Here is a 14,474-nt window from a genome sequence, read left to right as displayed (position 1 = left end):
ATTTATGAAATATACCACACTTAAACCAAGCAAAATAGCCTACAATACCATCATACCATATATTTTATTATATCATATAATCTATTTTTATGATAAATAATTTCATAATTCTACATTAATAGAAAATTTTATTCATTTATTCACTATTTTAGATAAATTAATTTTTTAGCCGTATGATTTTTTGGTGTTGATAGTTAAGATTCTAAACATGAATGATTAATAAAGTTGTTAACACCCCATGCCTATTTTGTATTATTATTTTATCGCTACTTGCCTACCGATTTAGAATCAGCCTTTCAATAGTGTGGATATTTTGCCAACTTCTCTTACCGATCTTGATTTAACCCCGCTCAAACGTTTTTCTCATAACGTTATCGCCAATATCCGTGCCACGGGTCACATGCTAATAGGTTCCAAACGTGCGTTTTATTGGGTCAAGCCCACCGTATGGCAGTTTTTATTGTTTGGATTGACGGCACTGGCGAGTAATTTGCTGTTTTCGTGGTTGGTGGCTGAAGATGCCACCCATTTTAATCCACAAGGGCTGATTAGTTATTTGGTGTGGCCGATGGTGATGTTGGTGGCAGGATTGATTCTTGCCAAACGTCATTTTAATGCCATGCTGATTTTTGTGCCGGCGATTTTGTGGCTGTGTGCTGACACTTTTATGATGCTGGTGCAAAGCCTGATTCAGTTTATCTCAGACTTGGGCTGGCTACCTGAATGGACGTTTGATACGATTGGTATTGTGTTCGTATTGGCGTTTGTCTGGCAGTCATTATCGCTGCTGTGGATTTTTGGCAATCAATTACGCTGGTCATGGATTGAGCGTGTCCTGATTATGCTAGGTGCGTTTGCCGTACTCAGTGTATGGCAAAAAAACGTGCAATCTGAGCCGATTTTTCAATCTGACCCCGTCGAACCCGTGGTCACTGAAGCGGCATTTTATGCGCAGCCTGAGCTTCTGGCTCATATGCTAAATAACGTGCAGCCGCAACGCCCGACTATACATGATTGGTACTTTATGGGTGTCGCAGGTCATGGCGAGCAAGATGTTTTCCGGTCAGAAATTGAGCTAACCAAAGAATACTTTGACCATCAATTTGGCACAGCAGGACGCTCGGTTGAACTCATTAACAATGCCAATACCCTGTCTGCGCTACCGATTGCCAGTAAAACCAGTATTGAACGCGCTTTGCAAAGTATCGCCAAAAAAATGGATGTCAATGAAGATGTGCTATTTTTGACCTTGACCTCGCATGGGGGTGACAAGGTGATTGAGATGTCCAACCCACCGCTAGCGCTCGATAATGTCGATGCCAAATGGCTACGCCAATCATTGGATAAATCTGGCATTAAATGGCGCGTCATTGTGGTATCCGCCTGTTATTCTGGCTCATTTATCAATGAGTTAAAATCACCAGATACCCTCGTGATTACCGCCTCAGCTGCGAACAAATCATCGTTTGGCTGTTCTAATGAAGCCGAATATACATACTTTGGACAAGCATTTTTTGCTGAAAGCTTACCCAAGCTTCGCCGTTTTCAACCTGCGTTTGAAGCCGCCAGTAAACGCATTGCTGAACGGGAAAAAATGATGGGGTTTGAACCGTCTGAGCCACAATTGGTGATGGGTGATGCTATTAAAGCGATATTGCCAGAATTTGAAAACAGTCTTAAACCCTTACCTGCGGTTGTGATAGCGCCATCGACTGCCGCCAGTGCTACTAGCGATGCCCATACCTTAAGTAGCCACCAACTGCACAAATAACGTAGACCGTTTCGGCTGTTTTAGCTGCCAAGATGCCTTGCCACTCGTCTTACCATCCATCGCGGTAGCGATTAGGAACAATTGATATTTTCTGCCAATTTTTTAGCGATTTTATAATTTTTGCACATAAAACTTTTGGACATAAAAAAGTGGGTTAACCTGAGTTACCCACTTTTTTATCAAATAGCGCGTCAAATAGACTGTGTCAGTCAATTATTTGATTTTAGCTTCTTTGAATACAACATGTTGACGTACCACTGGATCAAATTTTTTGATTTCCATTTTGTTTGGCATGGTACGTTTATTTTTGGTCGTGGTGTAAAAATAACCCGTACCTGCAGTTGAAACTAATTTGATTTTATCACGCATCGCAATTGCTCCCTAAGAATATGAAAAGGCAAAAATTAGATTTTTTCGCCACGAGCACGCATATCAGTTAAAACTTGGTCAATACCAACTTTATCAATGATACGCATACCTTTGGTAGTCAAGCGAAGCTTAACAAAGCGGTTTTCGCTCTCTACCCAAAAACGATGGGTGTGTAGATTTGGTAGAAAACGACGGCGGGTTTTGTTGTTTGCGTGAGAAACATTGTTACCTACCGCTGGGCGTTTTCCAGTCACTTGGCATACTCGAGACATGGCTTACTCCTAATCGGTGTGCATGAGGGCTGCTCATGCCTGTCACAACTGATACTCGCACATCTCGCATATCATTGAAGCTAAAAAAGCTAGGGTTTCAACGATTCTAGTGTTGAGTATCTCAGTTTGAATCAATAATTAATCTTTTGGCGGCGCACTTAAAATTAGCTACTCACGGCTAGTCACTTGACTTGCGTCAATCAAAACCATTTTAAGCAAGCGTCAAAAAATCGCTAGTAAATTTAAAGCCGCTATTTATACCATAACTTATGCCAAAATGCAATGTGATTGGATAAAAATTTAATGGGTTAAAACGCCTTGTTTGACCATCAAGGGTGGCGGGTTTTGATACCCAGGATACTTGCGTAAAATTTGCTGACTTAACCAGTCAATTTGCGCATCGACAAAAGGCGTGTCGGTCTGTAATTGGTTAAAAATAACCAAAGCGACTTTTAGCCCTGCTTGCCAAATTGCTTGTAGGGTTAGCATGGCGTGATTAAGGCTGCCAAGCTTGATACCGACGACCAGGATGACAGGGCATTTGAGCGCGGCTGCCACATCAGCAAGCGTTTCTTGCTCATTAATAGGGGTAAACCAGCCGCCTGCCCCTTCAACTAAAATCACATCGGCAGGATAGGCTGCGATGGACTTATGGATGGTATCGACTAATTGGGTTTTGGTGAGTGTCACGTTATCAAGCTGCGCGGCGATATGCGGTGAGCAAGGCGTCGCTAGCTGGATAGGCGCAATGACAGACAGCGGTGGTTTGACATTGGCAAATTGATTGATGCGCCTTGCATCATCGCTATATGTTTGACCGTTGTCATCGGTTTCCATGCCTGCCGTAACGGGCTTGATAGCATATACACTTTTGCCTTTTTCAGCTATATTCTTGACCAGTTGCGCGGTGGTGGTGGTTTTACCGATTTCTGTGTCGGTACCTGTGACAAAATATGCGCCGTTTAGTGAAGATGCAGCATCGTTAACATTAGATAAATTCATTATTTCTTACTTGCTTTATGGTTAATGGTTTGGGTGGTTTTTTGAGCTGATTGGGTAATTTTTTCAATTTTTTGCTCAAACGCTGGCATTAGTTCTTGCAAAGTTTGTTGCTGATTTTTCATAAGCAGTCTATAAACAACCCATGAACACAGCCATTTTTAATAATTTCATTGTGATTCCTTTTTTAAAATACGTGCAAAAATCTGCTAAACTTTATCACAACTCTAATCAATGTCGCAAAATAACAGGAAAAAAGATGAACGATTCACCGATTATTGCCATTGTTGGATTTGGCTCATTAGGGGCGTTATTTGCCAGTATATTAGCCCCAAACATGCCTTTTGAGAACTTGCGTATCGTCGCCGATACTGACCGTGTCAACCGCTACCAACAGCAAGGTTTATTGGTAAATGGCGAGCCATTAACACTCAACTATGTCACACCAAATGAAAGCCCTCATTCAAACCTAAGTCCTGCCGATTTGGTGATGGTGTGTACCAAATTTTATCAGTTACATGAGGTATTACCGCTCATCAAAAGTCAACTTGGCGCCAATACGCTGATTGTTTCTGCCCTAAACGGTATCGCCAGCGAAAAAGTATTGGCAAACGCCTTTGGTGACGAGCGCATTGTGTATTGTGTGGCGCAGCAAATGGACGCCATGAAAAATGAGCCGCATGAAAAAAATGGGGAAAATGCTAGCCAACTGATTTATCGCGATCATGGACAATTGGTCATTGGCGCGATGACAACTGATAACGCTGAACGCGCACGCGTGCAACAAGTCGATGCCCTCTTTAATCAAGTCAATTTCCCGCACTCAGTAAGCGATGACATGCCGCGCCAGCTGTGGGGCAAATTGATGTTAAATACCGGCGTCAATCAAACCGTGGCATTGTATCAAGGTACCTTTGATACCGTGCAACAAGCGGGTGAAGCGCGCGACATGTTCAAAGCCGCGATGCGTGAAGTGATGGCAGTGGCACACGCTGAAGGCGTAACCTTAACTGAGGAAGATTTCAAAAAATGGTTGGCGATTATGGATGCGCTGGATCCCAAAGGCATGCCATCAATGCGACAGGATTTAAAAGCAGGGCGACGCTGTGAGCTTGATTTGTTTGCAGGGACGATTCGCGAATTGGGGGATAAGCATGGCATTGACACCCCGGTCAACGACACCCTATATGATGGCATCAGTGCATTAATGGCTAACAATCAGTCATGATGACAACCCTAGCGCTATTGAAAAAAACTAGGCATAAAAGCAGTAAATAGAAACGGTGGATAAAAGCAATGAATAACCACTACAAATAAAAAAGGGCATCTAGCTTGCCCTTTTTTATATCAACAACCGTTATTTTTTACCAAAACGCTCACTCATTTGCGCATAAAAACGTGCCACATGTTCACCCACTACACTGGCATCTTTGGGATTAAACTTCATTACTCGCCCAAAATCCAAGCCAACATACAACACGATATCAGCGAAGGTGAGTCGATCACCGAGCAAGTATTTGTGACTCGATAATAGCTCGTCAAAGTACGGCAATGCTTTTTTGACACGGTTGATGCTCTCTTCTGCCATACCAGGCACTTGGTTTCCCATCAATGCGCGAGATGGATGCCCATGCTGGAAAGCCAGCATCATGTTATACAGCACGTGAAACTCCGCATTGCGTGACATTGCGGTGATTTTGGCGCGTTGTATAGGGTCTGAGCCCATCACTTGCTTACCATTGCCTGCAAGTCGAATATCCAGATATTCACAAATGGCATGTGAATCATTGAGCACAGTGCCATCATCAAGCACTAATACAGGCAACAGCCCGAGTGGATTGACCGCCAAAAACTCCGGTGAGTTTTGCTCATTTTTGCCAATATCCACGTTGATGACTTGTAAATTATGAATATCATTGATATCAAGTTCTTTGACTTTTAACAATAAGTCGACCTTGCGCGGGTTTGGCGGGGCATTCATGGTGTATAGTTTCATCACTTGTTCCTTATGATGTGTGATTTTACCTTTAATATACTTGAAACCACCGTTTTACGAAATAGGGTTTTTAGGCGCAAAGGAAATTTTGCTGATAAAAAATCCCCCTGACAGCAGGAGGATTTTCAGTTTGAGGACAAATGTTTATCGAAGCTTATTTTTTATCCTGCGCTTTTTGCTCATCTTTTTGCCCTTCTTTATGCCAAAAGGCTTTGACTACTTCAAATTGCTCGGCAAGCGACTGCATCAAGGAGCTGTCTTTGTGCGCTTTTTTGGCGACGGGTGGCAAGATGTGCTCATAATAGGTATTGGCGAGCACTCGGCGCAGTATGCCCTCCCCGATGAAGCCTTGGTCATCGTTGAGTGTACTGGCAGAGCGGAGTATGTTGCGAATATCGTATTGGGTTGGTACGATATCAGGCACTTGCTTATTACAATCTGTTAGCGTGTACACCGCGACCCGCGCCGAGCGTACCGAAGTTTCAACGGTGAACACCACATCATTGTTGGTCTCAACAAATTGACCGATGAGACCTAAATTGGTGCAGCCTTCGGGTACAATTTGCGGACGGTCGCCTTTGGCACGTGGCATAAACATCGAAGTGATATAGGGCATATAGGCGGTGTTGGCGATGGTATTGGCTAAAATATCATCTTTTTGCTCAAGCAAATCTAGGTGGTATAGCAGCTCCATCACAATTTCATGCCCCGTACATTCTGGCATGGTTTTTGGCACATAGTTGCCTTTTTTATCCATCAATAGCCCATACACCCATATCACCACCACGTCTTTAGGTTGGTCAAGAAATTGCGGTTGGCGGTTAATAGTAAAGCTCATAAGCCAGTTGGAATCGGTGATGGTAACAATACCGCCTGTGACTGTTTTGCCTGATAGCGGCGGATTGACACAGTATTTTTCGCTGATTTTGCGCAAAAGCGCCGAGTCTTTGCAAGTTAATGTTGCTGACATCCAGGCAGATTTGGGTACACGACGGTTAAATTTTTCTGGACGACCAAACACAGCAGATTGTTTGGCAAGGTCATTCCATAGTACCCAGCCTTTCGTTTTTCCCATTTCATCATCAGTGAGACGGATATCAGGTGCAGTGTCACTGGTGCCATAGCGCGTATCTTCCGTCATTGACCCTGTGGTAATAATCACAAAATCATTGTCTCGTACAGGGATATGGACTTGTTGACCTTGTTGGGTGGTTGTCAGCCCTTTAACGATTTTTTTGTCGCCTTGCTGCTCAAAATCAACCGCTGTCACTAACGTGTCACTTTGTAGTTTGACGCCTTTATTGATTAAAAATTTTTGCGCAGGTACCACAAAGCTGTCGTATTGGTTGTATTTGGCAAATAACAGGGTCGACATATCTTTGATGCCATCTAAGGCTTCCAAAAACCGGTGCATATAAAGCTTGCACTCAAGTAAGCTGTGCCAATTTTCAAAAGCAAACATACTACGCCATAGCGTCCAAAAATTACTGTCCAAAAAACTCTGGCTAAAGTAATCTTCAATGGTGAGATTATCGAGTTCATCTTGATTTTTTAGTAATAAACGGACGATGGCAAGTTGGTCGGCTTTGTTGAGATTAAACTTGTGAAAATCTTTGATGTCGCCTTTGTTATGAATCAACCGTGCTTTAGAATAGTTGGGGTCATTGTCATTGATCAGGCGGTATTCATCAAGCACTGAATAAGGATCTGGTAGCTCTAGCGCAGGTATATCTTGGAACATATCCCAAAAATTCTCGTAGGTGGTAATCATCTCACGACCGCCGCGCATGATATAACCGTCTTTGGCATTACCAGCGCCATCAAGTGAGCCGCCTTGCACCGCTAATTCTTCTAAAAAAGTAATGTTCTCGCCTGGGATATGGGCATCTCGGATAAAATAATACGCCGCTGCCAACCCGCCAATACCGCCGCCGACGATATAGACTTTACTGTCTTTAAAACGCCCGGTATCAAAACCGATATTACGCTGATAGTTACCACGGGCATCGCTAAAAGGCATCGAACTGCCAGGTTGATTAGATTGATAATCCGCCCGCTGTGGTTGGTGATCGACCTTTTTAAAAGCCATATTTTTCAAAAATTCACTGTTGTTTTTAGCGTTGGTTGTCATAATGAAGTGCCCTATTTTGCATAAGATTAGTATTGAATAACATTAGCGTTAGCTAACTCTTTAAACCGCGCTGCTACCTTTTGACATTGACCTTAACTGCCCATTCTTAATTGCCCATTAAGACTGCTACACAATAACCAAAGACAACGGCGCGGTTATAATAATTATGATTGATAATCATTATTTATAATTAATAAACTCACTTAGATTTTTAACTAAGCAATTTTATTATAACCACATTATAGAACCTCGCTAAAGCGACTTTGTGTCGAATAACCTTTGATTAAATATTCAGTTATTTGCGCTTTTGTAATCAAACGTAACCAGTTATCGCACCTATTGAGTTTTCTAAAGGGATAAAAATCGATTGAGTTCAGTTGCTAAACGCCGTAAAATGTATCACTATACTAGAACACTGAAATGCTTTACTTGTCCTCTTTTACTCAAACAAAACCTACTATGCCGCACACTTCGCCATCATTCCTACCCGCCTATGATTATTTGGTTGAGCTACTGAGCCAAACCGATGATAGTGACTTTATCCGCGAAATTTTGGCAGCGCTACTGACTGAAAAAGAACAAAAAGAAATCGCCAATCGTATTCAAATTTTTGCCTTGTTTCAGCAAGCGCTACCACAACGCGAAATTGCGGAGCGCTTGGGGGTGGGCATTGCAACCGTATCACGGGGCGCCAAAGCATATGGTCAACACGATATCAACCAATTATTGCCAAATCTGAGTCATTTGAACCTATAAATTTGTGATAATGGCTTCAAGCGTAAATAAGCCCCTCACAGTAGCATACTTTGGGGTGACATACTTTGGGGTGAGTAGAAGGGCGATGAAAATCCGTGAGAAAATAACTGGCATGCCATAAAAGAGTTGCAAGCAGGGGTTAATCTGATTACAATGTATCATCATACTAGAACACTGAAACATTGATTAAAATTTAAGATAGGGTAAATTTAAGCCGCTATAAATTTAAGATAATGTAAATTTAGGACACTATAAATTTAAGACACCATGATGACTACACACGCCAAACCGCCCAAAATCGCCCTTGCCAGCAAACCAAGCCTGATTAAACTTGCACAAGACATTGATTTTTTTGAACTCTTTAAACGCATCGAAGCCAAATACGCTACTTGTTTTTTACTGGAATCGTTGGGCGAAGAAAGCTATATTTCACGTCATCATGCCATCGGCTTTGACCCTGCGATGACAGTGTTGGCAAAAGACCGCCATACTTTGACTATCACCAACAATCGCACGGGGGAAAGCACGGATTATACCTGTGACAATCCTTACCAACTACTGCGCGAAATCACCCCACAGCATGTGATTTCACGTAGCCATACCGGCGGATTGGTCGGTTTTTTGGGATTTGATAGTGTCAATTTTTTTGAGCCGACCCTGAATATTCAAACCAGTGATGATTTCGAGCCGTTCAAATTCGGTATGTACTTAGATGGGTTAAGCCTTGATAAGATGACCGGTGAAATTTTTTATTATTATTACGATACCGACCACCAAAGCAATCGTATTGACGAAATTAAGTCATTATTGAACGCTATTTCGCCTGACTATACCCAGCCCACTGCTGAGCATTTGGGCGATGGCATGAACCGCGAGCAACATGCGGCAGCAGTGATGAAAGTCAAAGAAGACATTAAAGCTGGGCTGATTTTCCAGTGTGAAGTGGGTTTCAAGTCGCATTATCGCATCCAAGGCGATAGCATGCCAATTTATAGTAAACTGCGCGAAGTCAACCCGTCACCGCATATGTACTATGTCAAATTTGGCGCCCAAAAAATCATCGGCGCATCGCCTGAGTTGTTGTTCCGATTGCGCAATGGTGAGATGGAAACCTTCCCACTGGCGGGCACCACCAAACGCGGCAAGGATGAGACCGAAGATCGCCAATTAGCGCGCGCCTTGCTCAATGACCCCAAAGAAATCGCCGAACATAATATGTTGGTGGACTTACATCGTAATGATATCGGGCGGGTGGCACGCTTTGGGACGGTAAAAGTGCGTAACTTAATGGATATCAAGCGCTTTTCACATGTCCAGCACATCTCCAGTGAAATCGTCGGTATTCTTGACCCTAATCATGATATGTTCACCGCGCTTGCCAGTAATTTTCCCGCAGGTACGCTATCAGGCGCACCCAAAATTGAAGCAATGAAAATTATAAATACACTAGAGCCCGATGGCCGCGGCGCTTACGGTGGCGCACTCGGTCAGTTTTGTTTTAATGGGGATTGTATTTTTGCTATTCCGATTCGCTCGCTGTTTATCAATGGCGAAAAAGCGTATGCGCAAACTTGCGGTGGCAATGTGTATGACTCCAATCCTGAAGATGAGTATGAAGAAATTGTGCGAAAACTGTCTGCGATGAAAGTTGTACTGTCCAATTTTGCGCCAGTGTCGTAAGCTAGTTTTTAATCATAACGATAGCTTAAGACAGACAAGAGTGATGATAGATTGGCATGATAGCAAGATATATAGCAGTATTTTAAACATTTAGAACTACCGCCAAACCTATTTTTAGAGTTGACTATGCAAGTGTTAATTATTGATAACTACGATTCTTTTACCTTTAACTTATACCAATATATTGGTGAGATTTTAGCCGCAGACAATCAACCTTTTAACGTGGTTGTCAAACGCAATAATGAGATTAGCTTAGCGGATATCCAAGCCATGAATCCTGACCGCATTATCATCTCGCCTGGTCCAGGTTCGCCCGATGACCCTGCTTATTTTGGTGTGTGTGGTGACGTCATTACTGAGCTTGGCAAAACCACACCGCTGCTAGGCGTGTGTCTTGGCATGCAAGGCATTGCGCATTTTTTTGGTGGTCAAGTGGTGCGCGCCAATGTGCCCATGCATGGCAAAACGTCACCGATTCGTCATGATGGTCAAGGCGTGTATCAAGGTTTGCCACAGCAGCTTGACATCATGCGTTATCATTCACTGATGGTCGATGCCGCCTCACTCCCCGAGTGTTTGGTAGTGACCAGCCTGGTATCTAGTGAGCAACATAGTGATAAAAACCTCAAAGATGCCAGCCTAGCAGGCGATGAAATCATGGGTATTCGCCACCGTGACTATCCGATTCAAGGGGTGCAATATCACCCAGAATCCTTCGCCACCGAAGGCGCCAAAACGCTGCTGAAAAACTTTTTGTTAGGATAATTTACAACATCAACAAAATCACCGACAACACCACCCCAACGGCAACAAACGCCAAACCACGTTTAAAGATTTTGGAACTTGGGGTGAATAAAAACAAACTCGATAGCACAAAAAATAGTAACGACAACCCAAATAATGTATTCAATCCGCCCATACTGCCCTTTGACGGGGCTTTATGAAAATTCACCATTTTATCTAATACCACAGGCAGCTTTTTGCTGGTATAAGTCACCTCACCTGTTTTAGTATTGTACTGTCCATCTTTAAAAAGCTGTATATCACCCTGCTGCTCCCTAAAATCGATGTTTTTCATTTTTAGGGTTTTGGCTAAATTTTTCTCATCAAGATTGGTTGCCACGACTTGCTTGACAGTTTTTGAAGATTTTAAAAAATCAGTGTCGCGAAATACCAGCAACATGCCACTTAGCGAATAGACCAGCATAATGCCAACCATAAAGAATCCAACATAGCGGTGCCCAAGCCTCATGTAGATACGCAAATCTTTCATTGTCATTGTTTGACTGCCTCTTAAAAAATTGAGCCGTCATTATCCAATAATAGATTGATAATGTAAATAATAATGATTATCATTTAATTAGATAGCATCGCACCCATCTACACAGACCAATTTTTGCGCCATTGGTTACTGCTGCAAACGCGCCAAATATAGACCTCAAAGAGAAAGCCTATGAATCAAAAACCGTCAATCAAATTTAGTGAGACTGTTTTAACACATAGGCGTAGGCAATCTTTTTACCTTGGTCGTCATACTCCCAGTACACGCCCTGCACTTCTGGTTCAAAGCCTGGCAAGCGATTAACCCCTTCTTGCAATGCCAAGAAGTAGTCCAGCACAGCCCCATCCCACACTTCCCCAGGTACAATACAGTACACCCCTGGTGGATACGGTAGTGCACCTTCCATGGCGATTCTGCCTTTGATGTCATGCAGCGATACCAGCTCGACATCATTACGGATAAAGGCGTTATGGGCATCAAACGCGCTTATAGCAACCTTGGGGCGATGTTCGCGCTCAAACATTTGTTTTTGTCGTTTGTTGAGCTGATGTTTGGCATAGAAGTTATGCATGAGTTGGCATAGTTCATTGATGGTCAGTTTGCGGTACTGCGGATATGCCTTAGCCAGTGTCGGCAACACTTGGGTGACGGGGCTGTTTTCGCGAATGTGCTTTTCAAAACTGACGATACGGGCGACCAAGTGCTGGAATTTTGCCAAGGTTTCGGCAGGCGTCAGTAAGAATAAAATCGAGTTTAAATCGGCTTTTTCTGGAATGACCGAGCTTTCACGCAGATAATGCGCCAAAATCGCGGCAGGAATCCCTGTCGCTTCATACTCGCCGGTTTGCATATCAATGCCTGGCGTGGTCAGTAGCAATTTACAGGGGTCGATAAAGTATTGGTCATCGGCATAATGCTGAAAATCATGCCAACGCGCCCCTGCCTCAAAGCGGAAAAAGCGAATATCATGGGCAATGGTTTCGGTATCGTAGTTTTGCCAAGCTTGCCCATCTACTGTAGGCGGGACAAATGGCAAAATCATGCTACAAGTGTCTAGCAGCATTTTACGAGCTTCGATACCGCCGATGACACACTCATGCCACATGCGCTGACCGGCTTTACCTTCATGCATTTTGGCATTGACATCAAGTGAGGCAAACAACGGGTAAAACGGCGAGGTCGATACGTGCATCATAAACGAGTTGTTAAAGCGTTTATGATTGACATAACGGGCTTGCCCGCTGATATGGTTATCTTTTTTATGGATTTGTGAGGCTTGAGAAAAGCCTGCTTGTTGCTTGTGTACCGATTGGGTGACCAAAATTCCAGGATCATTTTCACCGAGCTCAAGCAGCAGAGGCGAGCAATCACGCATCATCGGGATAAACTGCTCATAACCCACCCAGGCACTGTCAAACAAAATATAGTCACACAGATGCCCGATGCGATCTACTACTTGGCGGGCGTTATAAATAGTGCCATCATACGTGCCCAGCTGAATTACCGCCAAGCGAAATGGGCGGGCATCATCGGCTTTATCGGGCGCAACTTCACGAATACGCTCACGGATTTCGGCTTCCTCAAAACAATGGGCAGGAATGCCGCCAATCAAACCATAAGCATTGCGGTCGGTCTCTAAATACACAGGCGTACCACCTGCCATGGTTAAGGCACCTTGGTACACAGATTTGTGATTGTTACGGTCAAACAGCACCAAATCACCATGCGCCACTAAGGCACCAATCGCAATTTTATTGGAAGAGGAAGTACCGTTGAGCACAAAGTAGGTTTTATCCGCATTAAAAACTTTCGCCGCATGCGCTTGTGCCTCAAACGCTGGGCCTTCATGAATTAGCAAATCGCCAAGACGGACATCGGCATTACAGGAATCGGCACGAAACAGCGTTTCCCCAAAGTATAAATAAAAACGTCTGCCCGAAGGATGCTTACGAAAAAACTGTCCGCCTTGGTGCCCAGGACAGTCAAACGCCGCATTGCCATAGTCGGTATAGTCCATCAAGGCTTGGAAAAAAGGCGGATCGAGCGTGGCGATGTAATCCGCCGCCGCCGCATTGACCAATTGTCCGTTATAAAACTTTTGATCATCTGCCAGCTCTAGCACACCATACACATTGGGTAGCCATTCATCAGGCACTACATCACCATATTCAATCGCCACAAATATCGGAATAGCAAACCCCAAATCTTCAATATCTTGATACACACGAGGCAAGTCTGTCATCGTGACCACAATTGCTGCAATATTGGTATAGTCGGTCGATTCAATATCGATGGTACGATAATTAAGATTTAGGGCGTATTCGATGCCGTCACTGATGACTACTTTCATAATTATTTTCCTTGCTGCAACCGTGTCAGTTGCCAAAGCGTTTTTTAGACAATTATCTTAACGTAAAAATATGAAAAAGTGAAAAAAAGTACTTTTGTAGACGCTTATTACAGTGTTTGAAAATAGCCAGTAACATCGCTACCACACATCATTACGTGAATGACGTAAAATAGCTGTTAAAACCTGTTACACTAATGCTAACAATAATAAAAAGGACTCTTTCATGGGCGTAGATAACAGTATTTGGACTACTATTATTATGTATATGATTGCTGCCGTAATCTTAGGCATATTAACATATTTATGGCTAACGTTCCGACTCAAGAAAAAACAGCGCGATGATGCGATTCGTAATCAAACAATGGGAGCTAATCAAAGTATTGATAGCCAGCGCATCGATAATCAGCGTTAACTTAGATTGTCTCACAAGGATCAAGTATGCAAGTAGATAGTCAAATCTGGATGACCATTTTAGGTTTTATCAGTTTATCGATTGTGATTAGCATCGTAACCCATTTTTGGATTCGCTATCACTTAAAAAATAAAGCCGCTAAGCTGCCGCCGCAATCTCATACGACGCGTGCTCATACAACACCTAAGTCGCATCAGAAAAATCACTCATAAGCACGGTGTGAAATTTTTAGACAACACTTTTTAGAAAACACTGTAATTAAGCGCATTAGTTGGCTAATGCGCTTTTCATGCCGCTTTACCAAGTATCATGGGTCAACGTATGATGGGCTAATTGTTAAAAATATAAAAAAATACATAAAAAACAGTTGACGGCAAAAATAAAAATATATATTATACGCTCCACTTCGACATTAACGGTGAAAGCGGTCGAGGTCACGCTATAAACTAAGCGTGC

The 14,474-nt window shown here is 43.1% G+C and carries 15 protein-coding genes; 7 read left to right on the top strand and 8 right to left on the bottom strand.

The window, feature by feature from the left end; all coding sequences use genetic code 11:
* Positions 1-313: 313 nt before the first annotated feature.
* The gene (locus tag RT084_RS04105) at positions 314-1,771 is read left to right on the top strand and encodes a C13 family peptidase (RefSeq protein WP_312383916.1); all 1,458 of its coding nucleotides are present in this window, start codon (positions 314-316) and stop codon (positions 1,769-1,771) included.
* 213 nt (positions 1,772-1,984) lie between these two features.
* Here the strand turns inward: RT084_RS04105 and rpmG are convergent, their stop codons facing one another.
* The 4 genes from rpmG to RT084_RS04085 all read right to left on the bottom strand — a co-directional run bounded on the left by rpmG (position 1,985) and on the right by RT084_RS04085 (position 3,536).
* Positions 1,985-2,140, bottom strand: a complete 156-nt coding sequence (gene rpmG, locus RT084_RS04100; protein WP_007116087.1) for a 50S ribosomal protein L33 — start codon at positions 2,138-2,140, stop codon at positions 1,985-1,987.
* A gap of 35 nt (positions 2,141-2,175) precedes the next feature.
* A complete protein-coding gene (rpmB, locus tag RT084_RS04095) occupies positions 2,176-2,412 on the bottom strand; it encodes a 50S ribosomal protein L28 (protein WP_007116088.1) in 237 nt (78 codons plus the stop codon).
* Between the two features lie 300 nt (positions 2,413-2,712).
* Positions 2,713-3,414, bottom strand: coding sequence for a dethiobiotin synthase (gene bioD, locus RT084_RS04090; protein ID WP_312383913.1), 702 nt, complete (start codon positions 3,412-3,414; stop codon positions 2,713-2,715).
* Positions 3,414-3,536 carry a hypothetical protein gene (locus RT084_RS04085; RefSeq protein WP_257619932.1) on the bottom strand — a complete coding sequence of 41 codons (123 nt, stop codon included), beginning with the start codon at positions 3,534-3,536 and terminating at the stop codon, positions 3,414-3,416. Before RT084_RS04085 ends, bioD begins: the two co-directional genes overlap by 1 nt.
* A gap of 134 nt (positions 3,537-3,670) precedes the next feature.
* Between RT084_RS04085 and RT084_RS04080 the strand changes: the two genes are divergently transcribed.
* Positions 3,671-4,639: a ketopantoate reductase family protein gene (locus tag RT084_RS04080; protein WP_312383911.1), complete on the top strand. Its 969-nt coding sequence runs from the start codon at positions 3,671-3,673 to the stop codon at positions 4,637-4,639.
* A 129-nt stretch (positions 4,640-4,768) separates the two neighbouring features.
* Here RT084_RS04080 and RT084_RS04075 read toward each other — a convergent pair whose 3' ends face one another.
* Together RT084_RS04075 and RT084_RS04070 are read right to left on the bottom strand one after the other, a co-directional pair.
* Positions 4,769-5,407 carry a glutathione S-transferase family protein gene (locus tag RT084_RS04075; protein WP_201664729.1) on the bottom strand — a complete coding sequence of 213 codons (639 nt, stop codon included), beginning with the start codon at positions 5,405-5,407 and terminating at the stop codon, positions 4,769-4,771.
* A 154-nt stretch (positions 5,408-5,561) separates the two neighbouring features.
* Positions 5,562-7,538, bottom strand: a complete 1,977-nt coding sequence (locus RT084_RS04070; protein WP_312383909.1) for an oleate hydratase — start codon at positions 7,536-7,538, stop codon at positions 5,562-5,564.
* 459 nt (positions 7,539-7,997) lie between these two features.
* Between RT084_RS04070 and RT084_RS04065 the strand changes: the two genes are divergently transcribed.
* The 3 genes from RT084_RS04065 (at position 7,998) to RT084_RS04055 (ending at position 10,739) form a co-directional block, all read left to right on the top strand.
* Positions 7,998-8,294, top strand: a complete 297-nt coding sequence (locus RT084_RS04065) for a Trp family transcriptional regulator (RefSeq protein WP_007116094.1) — start codon at positions 7,998-8,000, stop codon at positions 8,292-8,294.
* 267 nt (positions 8,295-8,561) lie between these two features.
* Entirely contained in the window at positions 8,562-9,974 is a 1,413-nt protein-coding gene (locus RT084_RS04060) for an anthranilate synthase component I family protein (RefSeq protein WP_409418400.1), read from the top strand.
* Between the two features lie 126 nt (positions 9,975-10,100).
* Complete coding sequence (locus RT084_RS04055; protein ID WP_062333807.1) at positions 10,101-10,739, top strand: anthranilate synthase component II; 639 nt, start codon at positions 10,101-10,103, stop codon at positions 10,737-10,739.
* Between the two features lies 1 nt (position 10,740).
* On the opposite strand, the gene RT084_RS04050 is transcribed toward RT084_RS04055, so the two are convergent.
* Together RT084_RS04050 and speC are read right to left on the bottom strand one after the other, a co-directional pair.
* Positions 10,741-11,253 carry a hypothetical protein gene (locus RT084_RS04050; RefSeq protein ID WP_060996244.1) on the bottom strand — a complete coding sequence of 171 codons (513 nt, stop codon included), beginning with the start codon at positions 11,251-11,253 and terminating at the stop codon, positions 10,741-10,743.
* A 199-nt stretch (positions 11,254-11,452) separates the two neighbouring features.
* A complete protein-coding gene (speC, locus tag RT084_RS04045; RefSeq protein WP_312383906.1) occupies positions 11,453-13,606 on the bottom strand; it encodes an ornithine decarboxylase in 2,154 nt (717 codons plus the stop codon).
* A 223-nt stretch (positions 13,607-13,829) separates the two neighbouring features.
* Here speC and RT084_RS04040 point away from each other — a divergent pair, with 223 nt between their 5' ends.
* Both RT084_RS04040 and RT084_RS04035 read left to right on the top strand, forming a co-directional pair.
* Positions 13,830-14,018 carry a hypothetical protein gene (locus RT084_RS04040; protein WP_007116099.1) on the top strand — a complete coding sequence of 63 codons (189 nt, stop codon included), beginning with the start codon at positions 13,830-13,832 and terminating at the stop codon, positions 14,016-14,018.
* Between the two features lie 26 nt (positions 14,019-14,044).
* Positions 14,045-14,230 carry a hypothetical protein gene (locus tag RT084_RS04035; protein ID WP_062333798.1) on the top strand — a complete coding sequence of 62 codons (186 nt, stop codon included), beginning with the start codon at positions 14,045-14,047 and terminating at the stop codon, positions 14,228-14,230.
* Positions 14,231-14,474: the final 244 nt, after the last annotated feature.

Origin of the sequence: Moraxella sp. CTOTU48717, assembly GCF_032057165.1 — a bacterium.
Lineage (GTDB): Bacteria > Pseudomonadota > Gammaproteobacteria > Pseudomonadales > Moraxellaceae > Faucicola > Faucicola tetraodonis.
The sequence above is the reverse complement of the archived record's forward strand: the minus strand, read 5'-3'. Positions and strand labels throughout refer to the sequence as shown.